Origin of the sequence: Cellvibrio mixtus subsp. mixtus J3-8, assembly GCF_000766945.1 — a bacterium.
Lineage (GTDB): Bacteria > Pseudomonadota > Gammaproteobacteria > Pseudomonadales > Cellvibrionaceae > Cellvibrio > Cellvibrio mixtus_A.
Map to the genome: position 1 here is coordinate 1 of NZ_ALBT01000067.1, position 26,374 is coordinate 26,374.

The window sequence follows — 26,374 nt, forward strand, 5'->3', positions numbered from 1 at the left end:
TCAGCGGGTAGTGGTGCGACTACATTGTGTGGGCAGGATGCGATTGATTTTGGTCGGTACTGGCAGGATTTTACGAATAGCTTTTCAAATCAAGATTATCAATCTGGTTATGCAGGTAGTCTTGGTGGTTGGGGATCTATCACAGGATCAATGAATGTCGCGATTCCGATTGCGGATGCTTGTTCGGGTGATCCTCAGTGTATAAAAACGGCGGGGAGTGAATTAGCAGAAGGACAGGCGACGGCGATTGGATTTATGATTGGTGGTGAGGGATTAATACTTGCAAAGCTTGCAAATAGTGCGAAGAAAGCTGCTGAGGCCAAAAAGGCGGCTGATGCTTTAAGTAAAATTACTACAAACTTTTCAAGTAAGCAGCTTGATAAGAAATTTAAGCATGCAGCAGATTTCGGGGTGGATTCCACTAAGAAAAATCCAGCGACTTTATCCCAATATGAGAAGGCCTTAAGGGATCATTTGTCTGACTCAAATACTGTTGAAAAAGGCACATATGGATTTGTAAAGGATTTTAAGTTGTTCTTCAACTCAAATACTAATAATGCAGTTGTTTTAGATAATTCCGGTAATTTTGTTACAGGGTTTAAATTGTCTCCTGGTTCTGATCAGTTTATCAATTATTTCAAAAACGGAGTTTTACGATGAGCCTCACCGTTCTCTCACTTGCAAAATCATTTGTCATGGAAAGATTGTCGGCGGACCAATTTTCGGATGCATACATGGAAATATGGAAATTTGAAAGAGATTCAAATCTCTTTCAAAAAGATGAAGCAAAATTAAATGGATGCTTGTCTAGTATTTTTTGTTTGGCCGATTTATATAATCCGGAATCAGATAGGGAGGAGTACGAACTCGATGAAAAGCAGCTTAGGAATAAAATATCTGAACTAATTTCAGATCTTGAGTGAAGAGAGTCTGCTGGTTCGTAGGTTGTGGTGAGCTTGCGAACCGCAACATTCGTCATCGCAAATGACGTTGTTAGTTGTGATTACAAAAAACAAATGAATGCCGCTTCCGTAGCGGCATTTTTATTAATTGTTGAATCACTCCGCCGTCAACACCAAACACCCGTGCATGACCCGAATAGTCACCGGCGCGTTGATACCAAACCCCGCCTGCTGTAACCAATCCCCCTTGAGTTGCAACCAGGGCACCGTTGCCTGTTGCGGGTACTGGTGCTTGCGCCGATAGTCGTAAATCACCTTTCCGGTTTTGATTTTACGAATGTGACATGGGGGCGTAGCCCGTAGGTTGTGGTGAGCTCGCGAACCGCAACATTCGTAATTGCTAATAGCATATTGTTTCATGAGTGCAAAAAAACAATTAAAGGTACTCGGATTTTGGTTTTGGTTGTTATTAAGGTATGGCCATGTTGAGGTTGGTTCCTCCCTATCAATCTACAAAAAACCGAATAGCAAAAGCTATTCGGTCTTTTTCATAAAAAATACTATTCTTTTTTCTCCTCCACACACCCTTTCTCCCCATCGCCCAATTTTTCCAATCGAATATTGGTGATACTTACCGTGAATTTTCCATCAGTAGAAATACTAAAAGGCCCGACAATTTTACTTAAATCAAAGTTGTCACTTTTAAAACAATTTAGCGGCAACGGCAGGGAAAACCATTCACCTTTGGGCATTTTTTTAATCAGGCTGTTGATAGATAGATCTGCGCGGCAAGGGTAGCCGCAGTCCAGGCCGATTTTTACATCTTTATCGGGTTTTACATCTACGCGCATATCAATGGTAAGTGCAGCGGCATCTTTAAATTTGGATAGGTCGATCGCGCTGCCGTAAAGACCAAGGTTTCCGACTTCTTTGCTGCGTGGCGACCATTTGATTTGGATTGCATCGCCTTGCGCTTTGAAATCTATTGGCGCTACTTCTATCTTGCCGCCTGCGGATTTACCTTCTCGCCCCTGGATATTCAGGCTCCAGTTGCTTGGGTCGCCCAATGAAATGCTGCGGTTGATTAATTCCCCTTTGACCAGATAAAAATATGCTGGATTCAGGGTGTTTTGCGCTTGCACTGGTAATGCCATGAAAAAACCAAGGCTGGCGCAGGTCAGGAAAGAGGTAAGTGGGGAAAATGCGTTGCCCATAATTATTGTCTCGTGTGACGTTATTATTAATTGTGTATCGCCATTAACTATTATTTTGGCGCCCAAATAATATTCACCCAAGAGTGACAAATGTCAAATTAATGAGCTGGACGCATCATTTTTAGACGCACATAAGCTGGAGCCTCGCAGGTCTCTCATTGTGTATCGCTTTGTTGAACTGCTGGTTCCGAACGTAAAGGAGATTGTAAAGACGCCTGATTCGCCTTGGCAGGTTATTAGCTTTAAGGGTAAACTCGATTTGTCTTATAATATTAGGATGAAATCCTGACGAATAAGATAATCAACCGCAACCCTGCTAACAATAACGAACAGGTGATCACTATGTACAAGCGTTTACTGGCCGGCCTCGGCCTTTGGTTCTGTAGCCTTACGGTGTCTGCTATTACCCTTTCCGGGCTTACCAATTCCCATGATCCGGGTGCTATCACTAAGGATGGACATACCTATTTTCATTTCACCACGGGAACCGGGATTTGGTATTCAACATCCACTAATTTGACGACCTGGACCGGTGGCCCCAGCCCGGTGTTCAGTTCCTATCCCTCCTGGATTTACAACAAGATCCCGAGCTTCGGCGGTTCATTCTGGGCGCCCGATATCATTCATATGAATGGCTATTTCTACTTGTATTACTCCGTATCGACATTCGGTTCTTCGAATTCGGCGATTGGTGTCGTGCGCTCGGAATCGCTCACATCACCCGCTTGGCAGGATTTGGGAATCGTAGTGGAGTCCTACGGCGGCAGTGCGGAAATCAATGCGATTGATCCTGCGCTTTACCGCGATCACGACGGCAAAGTGTATATGAGCTATGGCTCATTCTTTGGTGGTATTGGCCTGGCGGAAATTAACCAATCCACAGGTAAATTAAATGGCAGTGTGACCAAAATTTACGGCGGCAACCACGCTGATATCGAGGCTCCTTACATTACGCGTAATGGCGATTACTATTATTTGTTTATCAATCGTGGCGCTTGCTGCAATGGTGCGAGCAGCACCTATTACGTGCAAGTTGCGCGCTCCACATCTGTTTATGGGCCTTACACCGATGTGCGCACATTGCTACCCAATACCGATGGTAAATACAAAGGCCCCGGCCATATTGGCCTGTTGAAGCAAGATGGTTGTAATTATGTTTCAACCCATTATTACGACTTGAATGATAACGGTGCGGCCAAACTCGATATTTTAAAAATGACCTACAGCAATGGTTGGCCAACATTAACACGCAATTTTTCTGTCGCGAGTTGTGGTGGTGTAAGTGATGGCGTGTATCGGATTACCGCGCGCCATAGTGGTAAGGACTTATTACCCGCAGCGAAATCAGGTGCAAATGGTGCGATGATCCAACAAGAAACCTGGAATTCCTATCGCGCACAACAATGGTATGTAATTAACCAGGGCACCGGTTATTACAGCCTGATTAACGCGGCGAGTTTGAAAAGCCTGGATGTGTATAACAACTCCACGGCGGCGGGCGCGAATATCGCGCAGTGGGATTATTGGGGTGGTGCAGGGCAAAAGTGGAGCCTGACCAGCAGCAGTGGTTATTACACTGTTAAATCGCAACTGAGTAATTTGCCGTTGGATGTATTGAATTTGAGTACCGCTAATGGTGCGCAAATTATCCAATGGAACGCGACGGGGGCCACTAACCAGCAATTCAGTTTAACGCGCTTGAAGTAATTATTTTCAAGTATCAAAACTGCAGCACATTTTATCTGGTGCTGCAGTTTTTTCTCAGAAATAGAGCAATGCGAGGTAAGAATGAAAATAGGTAATGTTTTGGTCAAAATCGCTGTGGTTGCCACAATAATGATAGGTGTTGTTGGGTGTAGTAAAAAGCCGCAGGAAACTCTCACCAGCCCTGACAAACAAATCAGTGTAAAAATAGTGGTGACTGACCAACATACACTTGCCTATAGCGTTGAGCGCGCCGGTCAACCGGTAATCCTCGAATCTGCATTAGGCCTGCAATTAACTGAAGCGGATTTCACTCATGATGTAAAAATTGATGCGCAGTCACCAGTGACTCCGGTGAGTGATAGTTACCAAATTCAAGTCGGTAAAAAAAGCAATATTACTTACACGGCTAACGAACAAACATTTTCTATCAGCAATGCACAACAACAAAAACTGACGTTGATATTTCGTGTTTCCAATGATGGTGTTGCCTTTCGTTATTCGGTGACGGATTCCACTCTTGCCACCAAACAGTTTTCAAAAGAAATTACGGCTTTTAATATCGCGCCATCAGCAAAAGCCTGGCTGCAACCTATGTCAGTTGCGCAAACCGGCTGGAGCAATACTAATCCTTCTTATGAAGAGCATTATCAAATTGAAGTGCCGGTAGGCACTGATGCAACCCTGGGGCAAGGTTGGGTGTTTCCGGCGTTATTTAACCTTGGCGAAAACGCGCAAACCAATCAATGGATTGTGATTTCAGAAGCAGCGATAGATGGTAATTGGCATGGGTCTCATTTGCAATCGGGTTCAGCGGCTGGCCAATACACATTGGCATCGCCGCAAAGTGCAGAAGTGTTTATTTCTGCTACCGGTGAAAAAGGTGGGCTGCTTGCAAATGGCAGTGAAGTACTGCTCTCGCCGTGGCGAATTATTGCATTGGGTTCACTTGCGCAAGTAATGGAATCTACCTTGGGAACTGACCTTGCTACACCAGCCATTCCTATGGAGAAAGATTTTATCAAGCCAGGTCACAGTTCCTGGAGTTGGGCGATTTTAAAGGATGATTTCACTACCTTTGATGTGCAAAAAAAATTTATTGATTACGCTGCTGATATGCAGTGGGATTACACGTTAATTGATGCTGATTGGGATAAAAAAATTGGATATGAAAAATTAAAAGAATTGGTCGATTATGCCGCGCAAAAAAATGTCGGCATTCTGGTGTGGTACAACTCCTCCGGGGATTGGAATACCTCTCCCTATAGTCCCAAAAGCCAATTGATAACCCCAAAACAACGCGAAGCAGAATTTTCCCGTTTACATGACATTGGTGTGAAAGGTGTAAAAATTGATTTCTTTGGCGGCGATGGCCAATCCTTTATGGCGTATTACATCGATATTTTAAAAGATGCGGCCGCACATAAGTTGTTGGTGAATTTCCACGGTGCGACTTTGCCGCGCGGCTGGCAACGTACATTTCCAAATTTAATGACCATGGAGTCAATCAAAGGTTTTGAATTCACAACCTTCACCCAGGCAGATCAGGACGCGGTTGCACAACACGTAGCTACCGCGTTATTCGCGCGCAATATTTTTGATCCTATGGATTTCACACCGATGGTCTTCGGTGATATTCCCAATATTAAGCGCGTGACTGAAAACTCGTTTGAATTGGCAGAGTCGGTGCTGATGATTTCCGGTATCCAGCACTTTGCTGAAATTCCCGAAGGTATGGCAACTGTTCCCGAGTATGTAAAAGATTTTTTACGCGAGTTACCACGGGAATGGGACGATGTGAAATTTATTGATGGCTACCCGGGAAAGTTTGCGGTGATCGCACGTAAAGCAGGTGACACCTGGTATATCGCCGGCATCAATGCTGAAAAAGAAAGTAAAACCCTGACGCTGGATTTACATTTTATCAACGATAAAAAAGGTTATGTCATTGCCAGTGGCGAAACGGAAAGAAGTTTTATGCAGCAGCAAATAAATAGCAAAACACCTCAAACGCTGACCCTGCGACCCAACGCCGGTTTTGTGATGGTATTGAAATAAACCTAGACGTAGGTTGCCGGTGAGCTTGCGAACCGCAACATGGCCATGCACATACAACATGTCCAATATCTATTCGATTGCGAATGTTGCGGTTCCAACGCTCAGCCTGCGCGGCCCGCAGCAACCTACAGAACGATGTACATAATGAGCGATATATTTAAATGAAAAAATTATTAACCAGCTTTTTATTGCCGATCTTCTTGTTAAGTTGTGCAACCAAAGAATCTGCTAAAGAAACTACACCAGCTAACGATGCTGCAGCGTCCGTCGCTCCAGCGGATGTAAATACCTTTACCAATCCGATTTATCCCAATGGTGCAGATCCATGGCTGGAATATTTTGACGGTAATTATTATTTAACGACTACCACCTGGACCTCGCAATTGGTAATGCGCAAATCGCCGACGCTGGCTGGTTTGGCAACGGCGACACCGATCCATATCTGGTCTGAAAGTGAATTGGAACGTTGCTGTAATTTTTGGGCATTCGAGTTCCATCGCTTAAAAACTGAAAAAGGATATCGCTGGTATGTGATGTACACGTCGGGCATCGCCGAAAATTATGACCGCCAGCATTTAAGTATTATTGAAAGTCAGGGTGATGATCCTTTGGGGCCGTACACCTACAAAGGCTCACCCATGCCGGATACCTGGAATATTGATGGCAACTACCTTGAATACCACGGCCAACTTTATTTGTTGTGGTCTGAATGGGTGAAGGACGAGCAATCGATCTTTATTGCCAAAATGAAAAACCCCTGGACGATCACCGGAGAGAAAGTATTAATTTCCAAGCCGGATTACGAGTGGGAAAAATCCGGCATGAAAGTCAATGAAGGTCCGGAGATTTTAAAACGCAATGGCCGAACCTTTATGATTTATTCTGCGAGTTTCTGTAACACACCGGATTATAAATTAGGCTTGATTGAATTAACTGGCGATCCATTAAAACCTGAATCCTGGAAAAAATCCGCTGAACCGGTATTTAGTAAAGCGAACGGTGTTTATGGTCCTGGTCACAATGGATTTTTCAAATCACCGGATGGCACTGAGGACTGGTTAATCTACCATGGCAATGCCAGTGAAAAAGAAGGTTGTAGTTCTACCCGTTCATTACGCGCGCAAAAATTTACCTGGAATGCGGATGACACGCCAAATTTCGGTGAGCCGGTTGAAGCAGGAACGCCGGTGATTTCTCCGGCGGGTGAAAATGGTCCTCTGGTCACTAAAGTACAAGGCACACAAGTGCAGCTGGTTAGCAAAGCCAATAAACAATGTGTAGCGTTTGATGTGAATGGAAAAATTGCCCCGGCAGATTGCCGTAATGAATCTGCCAGTAATTGGGTTCTGGATTACACCACCAACGGGAATTATCGGTTAGTGAATAAAGACGGAAAATTTTTAGGCCAAGGCATTGGGAAAGAGGGCAATGGACAATGTAAGAGGGGAAATTCCAGCGATTTAAATATCGCTCCCTGGTACAACCAGCTGTGCCAGCAATGGCAATTGGTGCCGCATCACCAGGGTTGGTTAAGCCTGGTTAATGCGCAGACCAAACAGCCTATCCAGTTTTCAAATTGTGCGGAGCCCGCACCGGTTTCCGAGAAAAAATCGGTAGAAGATGTCCCGCAATTTATTGAGCAAAAACCAGCATGTGCGTTGTGGCGTATTCAACCATTGCAAGAAGTTGCCATCACCAGTGTGCAAAGTGGTAAAGCGATTAGCTTCGCTGGAAAAAATAAAGCGGGCGCAAATATCGAACAGGACGAATGGAAAAACCAGGCAAATCAGCGTTGGGCATTTGTGCATACTGAAAACGGTTTTTATCAAATTCAATCTGCCGCTAACGACAAGCTGTGTTTAAGTGTCGCTAATAAATCCATTGTGCCCGGCGCCAATATAGAGCTGGCTGCCTGTGGTGATAACCACGCGCAATGGCAAGTGGATTTCCTTACCGATGGCACGGTGAAACTGGCAAACCGCAAAAGCAACCTGGTCGTTGATCTGGCGCATTGCGGGGTGGCGAATCATACCAACTTTGCCCAAGGGCAATGGTTGAACTCCACTTGCCAGCGTTTCCAGCTCAAACCGATCCGGTAATATTTGTTATCGCTCCTGCTTTAAGCGGGGGCAACTATTTCCTGTTCAGAATATTTTTTAAAGACCAAAGCAAAAGCGGCAGCCAATTGGCTGCCGCTTTTTATTTACAGGAAGGTTAAATTATTTTCCCGCTGCAATTGAATCCTCAATAAAATTCAACGCTTCATCGATCAAGGCGAGCATCGCCTGGCGTGCGCGTTCGGGGTTGCGGTTTTTAATGGCATTGAATACTTTTGAGTGATCCTCTACCACACCTTCGTGATTGCCTTTGATAGGATTGGTGTGGCTGATACTTACGCGCAGTGCAGTGGAAATAAAATCGCGCAGGCGAATATAGAAACGGTTGTTGCTCGCGTACAGAATACTAACGTGGAAGGCGATATCTGCTTCCAGGTCTTCCTTGCTATTGCCTTCCGCTTTGCGCATGCCTTCAAGTGCGTTTTCAATCGCCTCCAGTTTGGACTGGTCGGCATAGCGTGCGGCGAGTGCGGCGGCTTCAGGTTCAATCGCGATGCGCACTTGCAAAAATTCTTTCAACACATGCAATGATGGTTTGCTTTCCAGAACCCAGCGCAATAAATCCGGATCAAAAATATTCCATTGATCTTCCGGTTGGATGCGGATGCCCTGGCGGGGTTTGCTGGTAATCAGGCCTTTGGCCGATAACATTTTTACAGCTTCGCGGACGGCGCTGCGGCTTACGCCGAATTTATCGCACAGTTCTGCTTCTGTAGGCAGGCTGTCATCAATGAATTCACCACAGATAATAGTGCGTCCCAGTTCCTGTACCATGCGTTGTGAAAGATTGAAGTTGCGATCGAGGATTGCCATCGTTGTCATTGCTCTAGGAGACCGAATTTATGGCAGCAGATTAACGATTTATTGTTAATAATACAATCTGAGAATTGAACGGAAATTGTCCGTTCTACGTGCGCTTTTAAACCAGTCGATGCAACTTTGTCCAGGCGGGAGCGGGCTTCCAGGTTGCGGCCCAATCGGGTAAATCAGCCGCAGGCATCGGTCGCGCAATACCATAACCCTGCGCCAGTTCGCAGCCAAGGGGAATTAATAATTCGCCGTGGGCAATAGTTTCAACGCCTTCTGCAATGACCTGGCGATGAAATGCATTCGCTAAACCGATTACACCTTTGACAATAGCAAGGTCATCGGCGTCTTCCAGCATATCGCGTATAAACGTTTGGTCGATTTTTAATAATTCGGCGGGTAAACGTTTTAAATAGGTAAGTGATGAGTAACCTGTACCGAAATCATCAACTGCGAAACTGACTCCCAGGTTGCGACAGCGTCGCATAATATCAGCGACTTCAGCGATATCTTCCAGCGCGCTGGTTTCTACTATTTCAAGTTGCAAATAGGCCGGTGGCACTTGCGGGTGCGCCGCTAATTGTTCTGCGAGTTGTGTTACAAATTCACTGCGCTGCAATTGCAGCGCACCAATATTCACGCTGACCGGAATTAAAACGCCAAGCGTTTGCCAATACGCAATTTGTGTTAATGCCTCATTGATAACCCAATCGCCCAATTCAATGCTGAGCGGATGATCTTCAATGACGGGTAAAAATAATGCCGGTGATAATAACCCCCGTTCCGGATGTTGCCAGCGCACCAATGCCTCCGCGCCGATAATTGCACCGGTGCGCATATTGACCTTGGGTTGGTAATACAACACAAATTCTTTTTGGTCCAGCGCAATGCGAATATGCTCGATTGTTTCTCGCTGGGTTTTCACCGCGATATCTTTTGCTACATCAAACAAATGATAACAATTCTTGCCTGCTTGTTTGGCGATGTACATGGCTTGGTCCGCATGTCGCAAGAGCTGATCGGCATCAACCGGGTCTTGTGGATAACGCGTTGCGCCAATGCTGGCAGATACACGCAATAAATGCTGGTTCAAGGTAACGGGTTCGGCGGCCACATTTAACAAGCGCAGGAGTACAGCTTCGTAATCATCGGGTTGTTCAAGGTCAACCATCACTACAATAAATTCATCGCCGCCAATGCGCGCGAGCGTATCGCCTTCACGCAACACTTCTTTTAACCGGTGTGAAATATTTACTAATAATTGATCGCCAATATCGTGGCCATGTTGATCATTGACCGCTTTAAAGCCATCGAGGTCCAAATAGAGCACCGCCAATGAATGGCCGCTGCGATGGCTGCGTGCCATGGCTTGTTTCAGGCGATCTGCCAATAAAACACGGTTAGGTAAACCGGTGAGTGCATCGTAATGCGCAATATATTCCAGCTGGCGCTGGTGTTCTTTGAGCGGGGTAATATCGGTAAATAAATTAACGTAATTTTGGGTGACCCCGTGAATATCCTGTACCGCACTGATCGTCATCATCGCAGCATAAAGCTCGCCATTTTTACGGCGGTTCCAGATTTCACCATACCAATTGCCATTTTCCAGCAGGCTGTGCCACAGCGATGAAAAAAAATCCTGATCGTGCAACCCCGATTGTAACAAGCGCGGATTTTTCCCCAGCACTTCTTCGCGACTGTAGCCGGTAATGTCTGCAAATACCTGGTTGGCTTCAATGATATTGCCTTGAGTGTCAGTAATTAAAATCCCTTCGCGCGCGTGGGTAAAAACACTTGCCGCCATTTGCAGGCGCGATTCGGCATTGCTTTGTTCAATGGCGAGCGATGTTAAACGCGCTTCGCTTTCAATTAAATTAATTTCGTAATCATCGGGATTGCGTGCTTCCTTGATATATAACGCAAAGGTACCCAATACCTGGCCCTGCGCAGAAAAAACCGGTTGTGACCAGCATGCATGAATACCGGCTTCGCGTGCGAGATCACTAAACGCCATAGTCCAGGGATGGCTGTGTACATCGGGAATGATGACACGGTGGCGAAAAAATGCAGCGCTGCCACACACGCCCATGCCTGCACCTACTGGCAAACAATCAATCGCATTGAGAAAAAAATCCGGCAAACTGTGTGCAGCACCACTGTGTAAATGTTGGCCGTCGCTGTCGATCAACATAATACTGCACATACAATCGGGTAATAATTTTTCAACATCGCTGGCGATGGTGCGCAGGATTTCCGGTAGCGTTACTTTGGCGATGAGCATTTCCAGGATGCGGTTGTGATGCTGATGGCGCCGCTCGGCTTGTTTGCGCTCGGTAATATCCTGGTAGATACCGGTAAGACGTACCAATTTGCCATTTTCGAAATGCGATGTGCAGGTGGTGCGCACATCAATTTTTCGACCTTTAAAGGTATATTTTTCCAATTCGATATCAAACACTTCACCGGTTTCGATTGCGCGGCCTATTGCCGTTGCAATGCGCTCACGTGAGCCCGGCAGGTATGAGGAAAATTCTTCATCCAGTGTGGGGGTATATTCTTGCGGCGTAGTGTCATGGATGCGAAAGGTTTCTGCTGTCCAATAGATGGTGCGTGTAGGCACATACATTTCCACGCCGCCGACTTTGGCAATACTTTGCGATGCTTCCAGGATGCGCGCGCTGGTGCGCAGGTCGTCCAGTTGTTTGCGTTCCAGGCTGATGAGGTCTGCCAGTTTTTTTTCCAGGGCTTGCAATTCATTGCGCTGGATTTCAATAGCCAATTTATAAATTTGTAATTCGCGTTCCTGCAATTGTTGCGGCGTTGCGTCTGCGAGTGTTTTTGCCGCGCGCGGTAATCGCTGCTGCCATTCGGCCAGCGCGCGCGCATAGAGATCAGTTTGGTCAAGTGAGGGTTCAGCAGTCATCGGGGTTATTAATCCTTCGGCTAAAACTCCCTGGGGCAGAATGCCTTGAGGTGTTGAGGTCGCTGATAAAATATAGCAGTGGCATTAAAGCGTGTCGAAGCGGGACATTATTATTTTAATTACTGCTGTTTTTAATAGAACCAAAGGGTTGGGGGGCGAAATAATTAGGCAGAAAAAGCTATGATGGAAAACGTTCAGGATAAAAATGCGTGGAAAATTTATTGTAACCGTTTGTCGCGAAGGGGCTGTCGCCTATATCTTTGTCGCCTGTATCGTTATGTTCTATGGCAGTGCATTGGTTTTTGCTGGCGCATCAAGATGCAAATGGAAATTTTTGCACCCTGATGCGGTTGTTCAATCACGAGTGATTGAGTTAATGGGGATTAGCCCCTGCTTTTTTATCGTAGAAATTTTTCAGGACATAAAACGCTTTTTTCTTTTGCCCGGTGTTGGAATAAATTCCCTTGCGGTTGAATTCGTCCTGAATGCCGGGCAGGTGGCGGCGTGGAGAACGGAAATCGGTGAGGATCCATGGCGAAGTACCCACAAAGCCATCAATGCCATCAAGCATTTTCAATGTTTTGATATACAGGTTTTCCTGAAATTCCTCAGTGAAAATTTTATCCACATCGCCATGATTGCCCGCGCGTGCATCGCCACCAAATTCGCTGATAAATACTGGCTTGTTGTAATTGATTTCCCAGGTGATGCGATCAATTTTTTCCGGTGTGCCATCATACCAGCCGATATATTGGTTGAAGCTCACCATATCCAGGTGTTCGGCTAATGGATCTTCTACTACCGCGATGTTCCCGTTGTCTGCGCGATAATGTTTTTCCAGCGCAGCACTTAGCAGTCGGGTGTTATCAAGGCTGCGCGCTTTAGCGGCAAGGCGCGTGAGAAATTGATTGCGCGCATCGGATACCGGCGTTTCATTGGCCAGCGACCAGATGATGACAGCGGCCCGGTTTTTATCGCGTTCAATCATTGCGGTTAATTGTGCTTCAGCATTTTGGTAAGTGCTTTCGTTGTTCCAGTTGATAGTCCAGTACACCGGGATTTCCGACCAGACCAACAACCCTGTTTTTTCTGCGAGGCGCACCATATCTTCATTGTGGGGATAATGGGCAAGGCGTACGAAATTCGCGTTTAATCCTTTCGCCCATTGTAATAATTGCTGCGCTTCCGCCGCATTTTTTACCCTGCCACCACCTTGTGCGGAGTACTCTTCATGCACAGAAACACCGCGCAGGAAAATGGGTTTGCCATTTAATAATAGTTGTTTGCCTTGTGTACTGATACTGCGCAGGCCTATTGAATCGCCAAGTTTGTCTGCGCCGGAGGAGATTTGTACTGCATACAATTTTGGATTTTCCGGTGACCAGAGTTGGGCTGTGCCAACGTTGAATGAAAAGGTCGCTTTGCCGTGTTTATCGGCTGTTAACGTGTACTGGACATTTAACTCCGGCACTTTGAGCGAAATTTTTTCGCCACCTTTTGCTCCGTCCAATAACACAAATCCGGAAACAGTTTTTTCGGCCAGGGATGTAAGTGCGATTTTATAATCGCGAATAAACGTTTTAGGTACGGTGATCAACGTTACATCGCGGGTATGCCACCGTAGTTCCACCAATCGGTATTTAATGTTGGTACGGCATCGGCGTGACGTTTGTTATCTACCTTGACTACCAGCGAATTATTTTTTGCTTTTAAGTGATCGGTGATTTCATAGTGGAAGGGGGTAAATCCGCCCAGGTGTACACCAAGTTTTTTGCCATTCAGATAAACATCTGCACGGTAATTTACTGCACCAAAATATAAAAATGTTCGATCAGATTTTTTTGTAGCGGGGGCGTCAAAGGTTTTGCGATACCAGACGGTGCCTTCGTAGTAATAAAGCTTATCGGTTTGGGTGTTCCAATCGCCAGGTACTTGCAGGCTGGTTGATTTATCAAAATCATATTCCAGTAAATCACCCGGGTGCTTTTGTTTTGAATCGGTGAAGTATGCGTTTTGCGATGGGGTGGACTGTTGGTCAAACGGTTCGTAGCGATAGTTGTAATAACCGTTTTCGTAAGGATCGACAATGATTTTCCATTCACCATTAAGGGATGTTGCTGCGCGAGTGTAGGCGTGTAAGGGTAATTCAGTTGTGATGGTGCTGGATGTTTGTACGGCAAATGCAAATTGCGCCAGGCAGGCGCAAGCCCAAAGGGCGCCGGATAAAAATCGTTTCATAATTTTTCTCTGTTGACTGATGGTCTTATGGTTTATGTCGTTCGCTTGTCTGGGCAAGCTGTGGGTCAGGATCAGTAGAAAAAAATGCGTCGCGGAATAATATTGTTAGGCAGTATGTTTGTGTGCGATGCGCCCCGGATTCTAGTCTGGTTTGCGGCAGGAATTTAAGCGGGGTGGGGTAAAAAATTGTTAATCGTGAGAGTCCGTATCCTGTCGAGGGACGAATACGGACTCCGGCAGCGACTAATGCGCAGTGACGTGAGTGAGATTTTTTTTGCGTAATCCCCAGTTGCGCAATTTTTCCATATACAAATACACCACCGGTGTGGTGAACAGCGTGAGCAATTGGCTGACCGCCAGGCCACCGATAATGGTGATACCGAGCGGGGTGCGTAATTCCGAGCCTTCGTTGAAGCCGAGGATTAATGGCACTGCGCCAAATAGGCCGGCGAGGTTGGTCATGAGGATAGGGCGGAAGCGAATTAATGCAGCCTGGTAGATTGAGTCGCGCGATGACAGGCCTTCGTTGCGTTCGAGTTCCAGGGCGAAGTCGATCATCAGGATCGCGTTTTTCATCACGATACCAATTAACAAAAACAGGCCGAGCATGGCGATCAAACTGAATGGTGTGTTGGTAAGCCAGAGCGCCAGCAATGCCCCGATTCCCGCTGAGGGAAGGGTGGAGAGAATCGTGAGCGGGTGGATAGTGCTCTCGTACAAAATCCCCAGGATTAAATACACGGCGAGCAGCACACACAGAATCAGGATCGCCGGATCTTGCGCCATGCCCGGTGTGCTTGGGCCCCAACCGGGACGCGTGCTGCCGGCGGGAGCGAGGTAAACCTCCTTGGGCATCATGATCTCCGCCACCTTGGCTTCAATCGCTATACGCGCTTGTTCTTCGGTGACACCTTCGGCAAGGCCGTAGCCAATGCTTTCCGATACGAACTGGTTACTATGGCGCACTCGGTCTTCTGCCAAACCGTAGTCAAAACTGGAGAAGGTAGACAGTGGAACGCGGTTGCCATCGCGGGTGATGACTTGTAGCTGGTTGAGTATTTCCGGGGTTGCTGTGTAACCAGGTTCCAGCTCCATTACCACACGATATTGGTTCATCTCCTCGTACATGGTGGATACTTGCCGTTGCGAGAAGGAATTATTGAGCAGGCTGGCGATGGTGGTCATATCCACGCCCAAACGTTGCGCGGCTTCACGGTCGATGGTGAGGTTAATTTGCTGGGTACCTTCTTCCTTTACACCATCCACTTCAACCAGCTCCGGCATTTTTTCCATGGCTGTGGTGAGCGCGGCAGCCCATTTGTAGAGCTGGCGGATATCGTCGGAGAGCATCATAACTTCATGTTGGCTGCGGCTAAACGGAGAGCTCAGGCGAATGTCCTGGTCCGGACCTACCATCAACATGGCACCGGGAATACTGGGCAGTTCACGGCGGATGCGATCAGTCACTTCCATCACTGAAACCCCGCGCTCGGCCATGGGTTTGAGGCTGATACGCATCCACGCATTGCTTACGCCGTTGCCGCCACCGCTTGCACCGAAAACATCCTCGATAGCGGGATCATTGAGCAGTACGCGGCGGAATTCCTGGATCTTCGGCTGCATCAACTGAAAGGAAAAGCCATCATCGCCACGGATAAAACCGGTCATCTGGCCGGTGTCCTGTTCCGGCAGCATGGTCTTGGGAATGGCGATGTACAGGTAAATATTCACCCCGATCACCGCCGCGAGAATCAGCATTACGATCCGGCTATGGCGCAATGCCCAATCCAGTGCCACGGCGTAGCCTTTTTTCAGGTCATCGAAAACACCCGGTTTCTCTTCTTTCCTGGATTCTGCTTTTAACAATTGGCCGCACAGGGCAGGAGTCAGGCTCAGGGAAACCAAGAGCGAAATAATCATGGCCGCTGCGAGGGTGATGGAGAATTCGCGGAAGAGTTTTTCCACTACCCCGCCCATCAGCAAGATGGAAACAAACACCACTACCAATGTGACGTTCATCGCCAGCAAGGTAAATCCAACCTCACGGGCGCCCTGAATGGCGGCCTCAAAGGGCGGCGTGCCCCTTTCGATATGGCGTTTAATGTTTTCCAGGACCACGATGGCGTCGTCCACAACCAGGCCGGCCGCGACGATCAGCGCCATCAACGACAGGTTATTGAGCGAAAAGCCCCACAGATACATCACCGAAAATGCGCCGATGATCGCCACAGGAACGGCCAGGCTCGGGATCAGCGCGCTGTGGGCGCTGCGTAAAAATATGAAGACCACGCCTACAACCAGCAATACCGAAACGGCGAGCGTGATTTGCGCTTCGCTCAGGGTGGCGCGGATGCCGGGAGAGCGATCCATCACCACTTTCAATTGGGTATCGCCAGGCATTAACTCGCGCAGTAGTGGTAACTGGGCGTTGATGGCATCAATTGTTTCAACGATATTGGCGCCAGTCTGGCGGCTTACGGTAAGGGTTACGGCCGAGCTTTGGTTGTGGAAACCATCGGCATAGCGGTTTTCCACGGAATCGCTCACGGTAGCGACATCGCGCAACCGCACCGGCCCTGAATCGCCATAACGAATCACCAGATTCTGGTAATCCGCGGCGGAGCGCAGGGTTTCACTGGTGTAAACCTGCCAGCGGGAATCGTTTTCCTCCAGCACACCCATGGGGCGTTGTACATTGGCATTGCTGATGGCGTTGCGCACTTCGTCCAGCGCTATGCCGTAGCTGGCAAGGGCGTTGGGGTTGAGCTGGATGCGCACCGCTGGTAGCGACGCGCCGTCAATACCCACCTGACCCACGCCTTTAATTTGCGAAAGCTGCTGCGCGAGGATAGTGGAGGCGGCATCGTAGAGTGTACTGGGCGACAGGTTGGGTGAGCTCAACGCCAACGCCATAATCGGCGCTTGTGACGGGCTGATTTTGCGATAGCTTGGATTGCCGGGCATTCCCGCTGGTAACTGGCCGCGGGCGGCATTCAGTGCAGCTTGCACATCGCGCGCGGCAGAATCCAGATCGCGGTCGAGGGTAAATTCGACCCAGATAAATGTTGAGCCCTGGGTAGAGTTGGAGTTGATCGCCGTTACCCCGGGAATGCTGCCGAGGGCGCGCTCCAATGGCGTCGCCACCGTCGCCGCCATACTTTCCGGGCTGGCGCCAGGCAGGCCGGCGAAAATTTGAACTGCGGGAAAATCTACCTGTGGCAAAGGCGCCACGGGCAACATACGCCAGGACAAAAGCCCAAGCAGCACAATCCCGATTGCCACCAAACAGGAAGCAACGGGCCTTTTAATAAACGGTTCTGCGATTGTCATGAGATTGTCCGTAGGTTGGGCAGCCATGCCCGACAAGTGTGTTTTCAGGCATGGTTATGTTGGGCATGGCTGCCCAACCTACGCCTCCTCCGCAAGTTGATTTGTGCCGGGTTTATTCACCCAGCGATCAAAAAACAAATACACCACCGGTGTAGTGAACAGGGTCAATACCTGGCTGACCAACAAACCGCCGACCATCACCAAACCCAGCGGTTGGCGCAACTCAGCGCCGGAGCCGCTGGCGAGCATCAGTGGAATAGCGCCAAACAGGGCGGCGAGGGTGGTCATCAGGATTGGGCGGAAGCGCATCAAGGCGGCGCGATGGATTGCTTCGCGCGGGCTCATACCGAGGGTACGCTGGGCTTCGAGCGCAAAGTCCACCATCATGATGCCGTTCTTTTTAACCAGCCCGATTAACAGGACCACCCCGATTACTGCAATCAAATCCAGTGGTTGGCCCGTCAGGAGCAATGCCAGTAGCGCGCCGACAGTGGCGGAGGGCAGTGTGGACAGGATGGTCACCGGATGGATAAAACTTTCGTAGAGCACACCGAGCACAATGTACATAGTGACGACTGCTGCCAGCACCAGCCACAAGGTGTTGCTGAGCGAGGCGCGGAACGCTTCTGCCGCCCCCTGGAAACGCAATTCAACAGCGGCAGGCAAATCCAGATCCGCCTGTGCAGCGTCAATCGCAGCGATGGCTTCCCCCAAAGACGCATCTTCCGCGAGGTTGAAAGACACCGTTGTGGACGGGAATTGGCTTTGATGGTTGATCAACAACGGCGTCGGGCGTTGGGTGATTTTGGCTACCGTGGACAGCAACACCGGTTTGCCGCTGCTGGAGTTCACATACGTATTCTCCAGCGCCTTTAAACCCCGGGCATAATCCGGATCAACTTCCAGCACCACGCGATATTGGTTGGCTTGCGTAAACAGGGTCGCAATCTGCCGCTGTGCGTATGCTGTCTGCAAACTGCTGGCAATGTTGCTAACACTCACCCCAAGGCGTGCTGCGGCATCGCGGTCAATATCGACATAAGCTTGCAGCCCGCGGGTTTGTAAATCAGCCGCCACATCAGCCAATGCCGGTTCCTGGCGCAAACGCTCCAGCACGCGCGGCAGGGTTTGATCCAGCAAGGCGATTTCCGGGGCAGTCAGGGTGAACTGGTATTGGGTACGGCTGACCCGATCTTCGATACTTAATTCCTGTAGCGGCTGAAACCAGGCGGTGATGCCGCTGATAGTGGCAATTTTTTCCTGCAAGCGGCGAATCACATCGCTGGCGTGGGTATCGCGTTCGCCATGGGCCTTGAGATTAATCAGCAAACGCCCGGAGTTGAGGGTGATATTGCTGCCATCTACGCCGATAAAGGAGGAAAGGCTTTCCACATCCGGGTCTTGCAAAATCAGTGCGGCAATTTGCTGCTGGCGTTCGGTCATGGCGGCGAAGGAGGTGTCTTGCGGTGCTTCGGTAATTGCCTGGATGGCGCCGCTGTCCTGTACCGGGAAAAAACCTTTCGGCACCAGCAAATACAACCCGGCGGTGACGACAATTGTGCCAATCATTACTGCCATGGCGGCGGTTTCACGCTCCAGTACCTTGTCGAGCAATTCCCCGTAGCGACGGATGACCTTATCGAGGACGTCTGGTTTGTTTTCGTCGTGCACCGGCGCGGTTTTGAGCATGCGCGCGCACATCATCGGGGTGAGGGTGAGCGATACGATCAGGGAGATCCCGATCGCCACGGCCAGCGTAATGGCAAACTCCTGGAACAATCGACCAACCAGGTCGCCCATAAACAGCAGCGGGATTAATACGGCGATAAGTGAAATTGTCAGTGATACCAGCGTAAAGCCGATTTCCCCCGCGCCTTTCAGCGCGGCGTTCATCGGTGTTTCGCCTTGCTCGCGATGACGGGAAATGTTCTCCAGCATCACAATCGCATCGTCCACCACAAAGCCAGTGGCGATGGTAAGTGCCATGAGTGTCAGGTTGTTGATGGAGAAATTGAGGAAATACATCACCGCAAAGGTGCCAATCAACGACAGTGGTACCGCGAGGCTGGGAATAATGGTGGCGGGCACCGAGCGCAGGAATACCAGGGTGACGGCGACAACGAGGAAAATGGCGAATACCAGCTCTTTTTGCACATCGCGAATGGAGGCGCGGATACTGTGGGTACGGTCGCTCAATACTTCGATTTTTGCGGCGGCGGGCATGGTCACCATCAGTTTTGGTAGCAATTCTTCGATGCTGTCAGCTACATCAATAACGTTCGCACCGGGCTGGCGCTGGATATTAATCAGCACTGCCGGTTGTTTATTAGCCCAGGCAGCAAGGAAGCGATCTTCTGCGCCTTCTTCCACTGTGGCGACATCCCCCAGACGCAATGGCGAGCCATCGCGCCAGCTGACGATAAGGTCGCGATATTCACTGGCGGAGCGAATTTGATCATTGGCATCCAGCATGGTCGAGCGGTATTCGCCGTCGAAACTGCCTTTGGGCTGGTTGGTGTTGGCGGTGACCACAGCCGTGCGGACTTGCTCCAGGCTCAACTGGGTATTAGCGAGGGCATTGGGATTGACCTTGATTCGAATCGCCGGGCGCTGGCCGCCCGCAAGGGTCACCATACCTACTCCGGGTAATTGGGCGATCTTTTGCGCCATCCGCGTATTCACCAGATCGTACACTTCGGGTAGTGGCAGGCTTTCCGAGGTGACCGCGAGCGTCATGATTGGGGCATCCGCCGGATTGACTTTGCGGTAGATTGGCGGAGTAGGCAGGTCATTGGGTAACAGGTTGTCAGCAGAGTTCAACGCTGCCTGGACTTCCTGCTCGGCCACGCCCAAATCCACTTCCAGCAAAAATTGCAGGGTGATAATGGACGCACCGGTAGAACTGGTCGAAGAAAGTTGTTTGACGCCGGGAATCTGGCCGAGGCTGCGCTCAAGCGGCGCGGTTACCGTACGTGCCATAACATCCGGGCTGGCGCCGGGGTTGAAGGTGAAAATCTGGATGATCGGATAATCCACCTGCGGCAATGCCGCCACGGGCAACAAGCGATAGCCCAGCAAACCGGCAAGCAAAAACGCCAGCATCACCAGCGAAGTGGCGACAGGGCGGAGAATAAAGGGACGGGAAATACTCATTGTTTATCTCAAATAAATAATAAGGTGCGATGTAGCTTCGTAGGTTGGGCAGTGTGTAGGTTGTGGTGAGCTTGCGAACCGCAACATGACCATATATCCGCATCCACCAAAATAATTTGAATATTCAATCAGGTTGGCGGCAGTTGGTGTGAGATGGTCATGTTGCGGTTCGTTCCTCACCGGCAACCTACATTTACATCACCTTGACATCTTTGCCTTCCCACAAGCGATCAATACCTTCCAGCACTACTTGTTCACCTTCCTTCAATCCTTCAAGCACGGCGATGCGGTCGGCTTCCAGTGCGCCGAGCTTGATCTGGCGCATTTTGGCTTTACCGTCGTCAATCACGTAAACATAGGTACCTTTGGTGCCGTATTGCACTGCATCGGCGGGAATGGTCACGGCGCCGTCGAGCGTCTGCAAATGCAGGCGGGCATTAATAAACTGGTTGGGGAAGAGGCCGTCATCGCCATTATCGAATTCGGCTTTCAGGCGCAGGGTACCGGTGGCGGTGTCGATTTGGTTATCCAGGGTGGTCAATTTGCCAGTAGCCAACAGGTTTTGTTCGCTGCGGTCCCACGCCTCCACGCTCAATGCTTGCTTATTGGCTATGGCCAACGAGTTTGCCTGGCGCACAGCCATTAACTGGTTTTCCGGGATGGTGAATACCACCGAAATGGGTTTGGTTTGGGTAATCGTCACCAGACCGGTAGTGTCATTGGCATTGACCAGGTTACCCACATCCACCTTGCGCAAGCCGGTACGGCCGGCAATCGGCGCAGTAATGCGTGTGTATGAGAGCTGTAAACGCGCATCTTCCAGTTGGGCGGAGTGGCTCTTTAATGTGCCTTGCAGTTGGTCGACCAGCGCTTTTTGTTTGTCGTATTGCTGCTTGGCGATGGAGTTGTTCGTCAATAAACGTTCATAAAGTGCGAGGTCGTCCTGGGCATTTTTCAGTTGCGCCCGGGTTTCCTGCAGTGAGCCTTCGGCTTGATGGAGTTTTACCTGATAAGGCGCCGGATCAATTTCAGCCAGCACTTCACCCGCTTTCACCAATTGCCCCTCGGAAAACTTCACACTGATTATCGGACCGCCAACACGCGGGCGCACAGTAACCGTATTGAGTGGACTTACCGTGCCAATGGCTTTGAGATGGACCTTCAAATTACTTTTGCTAACCGCAACTACATGGACGGGCGTTGGGCCCATCCAGGGGTTAGGTGGCGGAGGGCGTTTTGCTTCAGGTTTGCGAATGCCAAAAAACCAGACCAACAATAAAACCACAACAACACCGGCACCCACTAACCAGCGCTGGCCGCGCGAGAGGCGATTTAACGAAGCAAGCATGAAAACATCCATCAATTGATTAATTTGAAACAGGATTGGCGCGTAGATGTTTATAAATAAACGGAATGAAATCTGGCGCATTGGAGCGGGAGGCTATTATGCAAGGAATAAGCCTGCAATCGGTTTTACATTTCTGGACGATTGCACAGTAAATTGTCACATATTTGCAGCAAGATCCGGTTTTTCCCCACAGAAGGCGCACAAAATGTAGGTGTTCTGCCGGGTAATCTTTTTGGTAGTAGATTTATTCCCCCTGCGAGAAAAATTCTCTTCGAATGTTAACTGGTTCTCAGTATTCCTTTTTTGAAAACACAAAAATGACAGCGCTGTCTTAATTAAGTGAGACAAATAACAACAATAATAAAAATAAAATTTTAGGCGTCAAACAAAGCTCTCCAAGCAATCATCCGTGCCCCAGCCGTAATCGGGGCGAAATAATTTTCTGGCGTAGATTTTCGCGTCGTTCGAAGTAACAGGACCACCAAAGTAGTAACGACTTTTGGGTGTTGCTGCCTTGGCTGTCTGCTTTTGCAGGCAACAGGAGTGGCTGTTTCATGCCCGGATATCAGGGCTTTTCTAATAAAACCAGGGTTTAACCCTCATCCATGTTTCGTCCAAGGAGACAATAAATGACTACTCCTCCAAACAAACGCTTCCGGCTGGCCCTGCTCGGGCTGAGTGTGCTGGCAGCGAGCTACGCAGGCTCTGCTTTTGCTGCCTGTAGCTATGTAATTACCAATGAGTGGAACAACGGTGCAACCGGTGAAATTCGCATCACTAACTCCACGACTTCCACTATCAATGGTTGGGCTGTCAATTGGCAATACGCTACCAACAGACTGAGCGGCTCCTGGAATGCCCAAGTGAGTGGCTCCAACCCGTATACAGCCACGAATGTTGGTTGGAACGGTACTTTGTCGCCAGGCCAAACCGCAACCTTTGGTTTCCAGATCAATAAAAATAACAGTGCAGCTGCTGAGCGTCCGACTATTACCGGAGCGGTTTGTGGTGATACTCCGCCGCCTTCCTCTTCATCGGCGCCATCGACTTCATCATCAGCACCAACCACATCGTCGTCTTCTTCAAGCTCCCTGCAAGCTTGCCTCCAGCAATGTAACTGGTATGGCACGCTTTACCCTGTATGTGTGACGACTACCAGCGGTTGGGGTTATGAGAACAATAGAAGCTGTATTTCACGCGCTACCTGTACCAGCCAGCCATCGCCATTTGGCCTCACCAATACTGCCAATTGCGGTACATCTTCAAGCGTGGTGACAACATCCAGCCGCTCCAGCTCTTCAACGCCAGCAACCAGCTCTTCAACGCCAGCGACCAGCAGTTCGCGCTCAAGCTCATCGGTGGCAGTGACCAGTAGCTCTCGTTCAAGCTCTTCTGTGGGCGTGACTACCAGCAGCTCCAGTTCAATCCGTTCATCCAGCTCTGTTCCAACAACCAGTTCCAGCTCAAGCTCCAGTGTTACTCCTCCTGCTGGTGGTGTATTCCGCGTGAACGCGCAGGGTAACCTGACCAAAGATGGCCAGGCGTTGCCGGCACAATGCGGTAACTGGTTCGGCCTGGAAGGTCGTCATGAGCCATCCAATGATTCGACCAACCCCAGCGGTGCGCCAATGGAGCTGTACGCCGGTAACATGTGGTGGGTGAATGACAGTAAAGGTTCAGGCCGTACTATCGACCAAACCATGAAAGAGTTGAAAGCTGCCGGCATCACCATGCTGCGGTTGCCGATCGCTCCACAAACCCTGGAAGCCAATAACCCGCAAGGTATGGCACCTAACCTGAAAAACCATCCATCGATCCGCCAAACCAACGCTCGCCAGGCGCTGGAGGATTTCATCAAGCTGGCTGATCAAAACAACATTCAGATCTTTGTTGATATCCACTCCTGCTCCAACTTCGTCGGTTGGCGTAAAGGTCGCCTCGACGCACGTCCACCGTATGTGGATAAAGATCGCGTTGGCTATGACTACAGACGTGAAGAATATTCTTGCTCTGCAACTGGCAACCCCAGCAGCGTGACTAAAATCCACGCCTATGACAAAGCCAAATGGCTGGCTAACCTGAAGGAAATTGCAGGTCTTCCAGCGAAACTGGGTGTAACCAACCTGGTGGGTATCGATATTTTCAACGAGCCATGGGATTACACCTGGGCAGATTGGAAAGCGTTATCAGAAGAAGCCTACGCTGCAATTGATTCCGTTAACCCTAACCTGCTGATTATTGTTGAAGGTATTTCCGGTACCGCAAATAACCAGGATGGAACGCCTGACACCAAAGATGAAGTGCCACACGGTAATCCGGACCTGAACCCGAACTGGGGTGAAAACCTGTATGGGTTTGCTGAGGCACCGCTCAACATTCCAAAAGACCGTTTGTTGCTGTCACCGCACACCTATGGCCCATCAGTGTTTGTACAAAAACACCATATGGATCCAGCCCAAACCGAGTGTGAGGGGCTTGAAGGTGACTCTGCGGCTGAGCTTGATTGCCGTATCGTGATTAACCCGACAGTGCTTGAAGAAGGTTGGGAAGAGCACTTCGGTTACCTGCGTGAGCAAGGCTACGGTATTCTGGTGGGCGAATTCGGTGGCAACATGGATTGGCCAAACAAAACCAGCCAGGCTGATCGTACTGCGTGGAGCCACATCACCACCAACGTAGATCAACAATGGCAAGTTGCAGCAGTTAACTACTTCAAGAAGAAAAATATCCACGCGTGCTATTGGTCGATGAACCCTGAGTCGGCTGATACCTTCGGTTGGTATTTGACCCCTTGGGATCCGGTTAGCGCGAACGATAAGTGGGGCCAATGGACCACACTTGACCCGCGCAAAACCTCACTGTTGAATTCACTCTGGGGTAAATAATCCCTGATTGGGTAACACAAAAAACGGCGCTGCAATTGCAGCGCCGTTTTTTTATTGCAAAAAATTTTCGCGAATGAGCCATTCCACTAATGGCCGGTTAACTCCTGGCGCAAATGCTTCTGCTAAACATTGCGCTTGCGACGTTAACAACAAATATTCTGCTGCTGACGCCCGGCGCCATAAATCCGGCAAATGCGGTGCGACTACCACATAAAAATTTTCCGCTTTTCCGGCAGCAATTGGTTTTGCTGTCAATAGTGCATGAAAGACTTCGAGTGGGTTGCGATTGAATTGCAATGCCACAACCCCGGGCGCGAGCTGGATTTTATCGACCTGCTTTATCGGCGCTCCATCATTACTCTGCAATTGACCTGCTTGTTTTAATGCATACTCAAATGCAATAGTTGTTTTGGTAAATGCATCTACATCGTCGCGATCCAATAAAAATTGTTTGAATTGTTCTATCTCCGCCGCAAAAAATAACGTGCGCAACGGCATATGGGTGATGTAGTCGATAATTAAAAATTCCTGTTGCCAATATTTTAATAATCCGACGGTGAGAGGGGCTGCAGTGTGCAGTCGTCCCAATCGCCACCAGCCCTGGATTTGCTCAGTAACCATTAACCCCTTGCTGGCGCGTAATTGCTGTAGCCAGCTTCGTTCTTCATCGCTCAGGTTTTGTTTGTGCATTAACGGCGTGTGATTGCCGCGTGCAAGGCTGACCAAACAGGATTGAACATCAGCAAGCGGCATAATTAGGCTCCATTTGTTGCAAATTCAAATGGTTTTTTTCCTGGGCGCAACAATAATGTTGCCAGAGTGCCTGGCAGCGCGTTAGTTGCGCAACGATTTTTTCCTCGCCCAACAATGGCAGTGCGTGCTCAAGTAACTCGTAGGTAATGGCACACAGGTTTGGGGTATAAGGCAAAATAGATTCCAGCATGTCCCATACGGGTTCGGGCACCAGGTCGCTGTGTACGTCCAGTAAAAAACCTTCATGGGTGACGCCACCTGCAATATGAATTTCTATCACTCGATCAAGTTGCAAACGCATCAGTGCCGCTAATGGATCAAAGCCAAAATTAATGGCATTGCAGTAAAAATTATATAAATCCAATAACAATCCGCAGTCGGTGTTGCTTAATAACTGGTTGAGGAATTCAATTTCATTCCATTCATTTCCAATAAAATCAGGTAAGTAACAGGTTGTATTTTCAATAAGGAAAGGAGTTGTGTAACGCTGGCATAAATGCTGGATGCGCGGGCAGAGTAAATCCAGTGCTTCGCGGGTAAACGGCAAAGGGAGTAGAAGTCCGGCGTGATCTTCACCGCCGTCCGGATTTTTGGCGAGGGTAAAACCCAAATGCTCGCTATGCCACAAAAATGGTTGTTGTTGCGCATAGCTATCCAACATGGATAAATAATCCTGGTTCCATCCGCTCGCTGAGCCTATTGATAGACCAAGGCCATGCACTATTACCGGAAAATCACTGGCGATAAATTTAAGCTGTTCAATTTTGTTGTTATCAAAACACAATTTGCGTTGTTGCCTGGTAATGATTTCCTCGCACAAAATGTCGGGGCTAACTTCAATAAAATTAATGATATTGGCATTGCGTAAAATCAGCGCTGAAAAATCCCAATGATAATTAATGCCTACCCCTAATTTGGTTGGACACTGTTTAATCGCCATAA

17 protein-coding genes are annotated in these 26,374 nt (G+C 49.0%); 6 read left to right on the forward strand and 11 right to left on the reverse strand.

What is annotated here, in order from left to right; all coding sequences use genetic code 11:
* Both A596_RS23315 and A596_RS03535 read left to right on the forward strand, forming a co-directional pair.
* Nucleotides 1–660 (forward strand): colicin D domain-containing protein (locus tag A596_RS23315; protein WP_200882853.1); only part of this gene is annotated, 660 nt, incomplete at its 5' end.
* On the forward strand, nucleotides 657–923 hold the full coding sequence (locus tag A596_RS03535; RefSeq protein WP_039912726.1) for a colicin immunity domain-containing protein: 267 nt from the start codon (nucleotides 657–659) through the stop codon (nucleotides 921–923). The genes A596_RS23315 and A596_RS03535, both read left to right, overlap by 4 nt.
* A gap of 135 nt (nucleotides 924–1,058) precedes the next feature.
* On the opposite strand, the gene A596_RS23835 is transcribed toward A596_RS03535, so the two are convergent.
* Together A596_RS23835 and A596_RS03545 are read right to left on the reverse strand one after the other, a co-directional pair.
* Nucleotides 1,059–1,322, reverse strand: a complete 264-nt coding sequence (locus A596_RS23835) for a SymE family type I addiction module toxin (RefSeq protein WP_084128005.1) — start codon at nucleotides 1,320–1,322, stop codon at nucleotides 1,059–1,061.
* Nucleotides 1,323–1,462: 140 nt separating this feature from the next.
* Nucleotides 1,463–2,116, reverse strand: a complete 654-nt coding sequence (locus tag A596_RS03545) for a putative glycoside hydrolase (RefSeq protein ID WP_235425608.1) — start codon at nucleotides 2,114–2,116, stop codon at nucleotides 1,463–1,465.
* Nucleotides 2,117–2,458: 342 nt separating this feature from the next.
* On the opposite strand from A596_RS03545, the gene A596_RS03550 reads away from it, so the two are divergent.
* The 3 genes from A596_RS03550 to A596_RS03560 all read left to right on the forward strand — a co-directional run bounded on the left by A596_RS03550 (nucleotide 2,459) and on the right by A596_RS03560 (nucleotide 7,977).
* Nucleotides 2,459–3,823 (forward strand): family 43 glycosylhydrolase, encoded by a 1,365-nt coding sequence (locus tag A596_RS03550; RefSeq protein WP_039912728.1) that lies wholly within the window; start codon nucleotides 2,459–2,461, stop codon nucleotides 3,821–3,823.
* Between the two features lie 81 nt (nucleotides 3,824–3,904).
* Nucleotides 3,905–5,878: a glycoside hydrolase family 97 protein gene (locus tag A596_RS03555; protein ID WP_039912729.1), complete on the forward strand. Its 1,974-nt coding sequence runs from the start codon at nucleotides 3,905–3,907 to the stop codon at nucleotides 5,876–5,878.
* 161 nt (nucleotides 5,879–6,039) lie between these two features.
* Nucleotides 6,040–7,977, forward strand: a complete 1,938-nt coding sequence (locus A596_RS03560) for a family 43 glycosylhydrolase (RefSeq protein WP_039912730.1) — start codon at nucleotides 6,040–6,042, stop codon at nucleotides 7,975–7,977.
* A 120-nt stretch (nucleotides 7,978–8,097) separates the two neighbouring features.
* Here A596_RS03560 and A596_RS03565 read toward each other — a convergent pair whose 3' ends face one another.
* The 7 genes from A596_RS03565 to A596_RS03590 form a co-directional block, all read right to left on the reverse strand.
* Nucleotides 8,098–8,808 carry a FadR/GntR family transcriptional regulator gene (locus tag A596_RS03565; RefSeq protein WP_039912731.1) on the reverse strand — a complete coding sequence of 237 codons (711 nt, stop codon included), beginning with the start codon at nucleotides 8,806–8,808 and terminating at the stop codon, nucleotides 8,098–8,100.
* A 106-nt stretch (nucleotides 8,809–8,914) separates the two neighbouring features.
* The gene (locus tag A596_RS03570; RefSeq protein WP_039912732.1) at nucleotides 8,915–11,725 is read right to left on the reverse strand and encodes a sensor domain-containing protein; all 2,811 of its coding nucleotides are present in this window, start codon (nucleotides 11,723–11,725) and stop codon (nucleotides 8,915–8,917) included.
* A gap of 373 nt (nucleotides 11,726–12,098) precedes the next feature.
* Nucleotides 12,099–13,355, reverse strand: coding sequence for a glycoside hydrolase family 2 protein (locus tag A596_RS03575; RefSeq protein WP_200882854.1), 1,257 nt, complete (start codon nucleotides 13,353–13,355; stop codon nucleotides 12,099–12,101).
* Nucleotides 13,325–13,963 (reverse strand): sugar-binding domain-containing protein, encoded by a 639-nt coding sequence (locus tag A596_RS23320; RefSeq protein ID WP_200882855.1) that lies wholly within the window; start codon nucleotides 13,961–13,963, stop codon nucleotides 13,325–13,327. Before A596_RS23320 ends, A596_RS03575 begins: the two co-directional genes overlap by 31 nt.
* Nucleotides 13,964–14,206: 243 nt before the next feature.
* Nucleotides 14,207–17,293, reverse strand: coding sequence for an efflux RND transporter permease subunit (locus A596_RS03580; RefSeq protein WP_039912733.1), 3,087 nt, complete (start codon nucleotides 17,291–17,293; stop codon nucleotides 14,207–14,209).
* A gap of 78 nt (nucleotides 17,294–17,371) precedes the next feature.
* On the reverse strand, nucleotides 17,372–20,446 hold the full coding sequence (locus A596_RS03585; RefSeq protein ID WP_039912735.1) for a multidrug efflux RND transporter permease subunit: 3,075 nt from the start codon (nucleotides 20,444–20,446) through the stop codon (nucleotides 17,372–17,374).
* Between the two features lie 193 nt (nucleotides 20,447–20,639).
* A complete protein-coding gene (locus tag A596_RS03590) occupies nucleotides 20,640–21,794 on the reverse strand; it encodes an MdtA/MuxA family multidrug efflux RND transporter periplasmic adaptor subunit (RefSeq protein ID WP_039912784.1) in 1,155 nt (384 codons plus the stop codon).
* A 629-nt stretch (nucleotides 21,795–22,423) separates the two neighbouring features.
* Between A596_RS03590 and A596_RS22560 the strand changes: the two genes are divergently transcribed.
* On the forward strand, nucleotides 22,424–24,679 hold the full coding sequence (locus tag A596_RS22560) for a cellulase family glycosylhydrolase (protein ID WP_084128007.1): 2,256 nt from the start codon (nucleotides 22,424–22,426) through the stop codon (nucleotides 24,677–24,679).
* Between the two features lie 51 nt (nucleotides 24,680–24,730).
* Here the strand turns inward: A596_RS22560 and A596_RS03610 are convergent, their stop codons facing one another.
* Nucleotides 24,731–25,432, reverse strand: coding sequence for a hypothetical protein (locus A596_RS03610; protein WP_039912738.1), 702 nt, complete (start codon nucleotides 25,430–25,432; stop codon nucleotides 24,731–24,733).
* Nucleotides 25,419–26,372 carry an MbnB/TglH/ChrH family RiPP precursor modification enzyme gene (locus A596_RS03615; protein ID WP_152600085.1) on the reverse strand — a complete coding sequence of 318 codons (954 nt, stop codon included), beginning with the start codon at nucleotides 26,370–26,372 and terminating at the stop codon, nucleotides 25,419–25,421. The genes A596_RS03610 and A596_RS03615 overlap by 14 nt, the downstream gene beginning before the upstream one ends.
* Between the last annotated feature and the right edge of the window lie 2 nt (nucleotides 26,373–26,374).

Excerpts from the sequence above, each read along its gene's own strand:
- A596_RS03555 (WP_039912729.1), top strand. The coding sequence starts at position 3,905 with ATGAAAATAGGTAATGTTTTGGTCAAAATCGCTGTGGTTGCCACAATA.
- A596_RS03610 (WP_039912738.1), bottom strand. The coding sequence starts at position 25,432 with ATGCCGCTTGCTGATGTTCAATCCTGTTTGGTCAGCCTTGCACGCGGC.
- A596_RS03615 (WP_152600085.1), bottom strand. The coding sequence starts at position 26,372 with ATGGCGATTAAACAGTGTCCAACCAAATTAGGGGTAGGCATTAATTAT.
- A596_RS03580 (WP_039912733.1), bottom strand. The coding sequence starts at position 17,293 with ATGACAATCGCAGAACCGTTTATTAAAAGGCCCGTTGCTTCCTGTTTG.
- A596_RS03550 (WP_039912728.1), top strand. The coding sequence starts at position 2,459 with ATGTACAAGCGTTTACTGGCCGGCCTCGGCCTTTGGTTCTGTAGCCTT.
- A596_RS23835 (WP_084128005.1), bottom strand. The coding sequence starts at position 1,322 with ATGAAACAATATGCTATTAGCAATTACGAATGTTGCGGTTCGCGAGCT.
- A596_RS03585 (WP_039912735.1), bottom strand. The coding sequence starts at position 20,446 with ATGAGTATTTCCCGTCCCTTTATTCTCCGCCCTGTCGCCACTTCGCTG.
- A596_RS03535 (WP_039912726.1), top strand. The coding sequence starts at position 657 with ATGAGCCTCACCGTTCTCTCACTTGCAAAATCATTTGTCATGGAAAGA.
- A596_RS03545 (WP_235425608.1), bottom strand. The coding sequence starts at position 2,116 with ATGGGCAACGCATTTTCCCCACTTACCTCTTTCCTGACCTGCGCCAGC.
- A596_RS22560 (WP_084128007.1), top strand. The coding sequence starts at position 22,424 with ATGACTACTCCTCCAAACAAACGCTTCCGGCTGGCCCTGCTCGGGCTG.
- A596_RS03570 (WP_039912732.1), bottom strand. The coding sequence starts at position 11,725 with ATGACTGCTGAACCCTCACTTGACCAAACTGATCTCTATGCGCGCGCG.
- A596_RS03590 (WP_039912784.1), bottom strand. The coding sequence starts at position 21,794 with ATGCTTGCTTCGTTAAATCGCCTCTCGCGCGGCCAGCGCTGGTTAGTG.
- A596_RS23320 (WP_200882855.1), bottom strand. The coding sequence starts at position 13,963 with ATGAAACGATTTTTATCCGGCGCCCTTTGGGCTTGCGCCTGCCTGGCG.
- A596_RS03560 (WP_039912730.1), top strand. The coding sequence starts at position 6,040 with ATGAAAAAATTATTAACCAGCTTTTTATTGCCGATCTTCTTGTTAAGT.
- A596_RS03565 (WP_039912731.1), bottom strand. The coding sequence starts at position 8,808 with ATGGCAATCCTCGATCGCAACTTCAATCTTTCACAACGCATGGTACAG.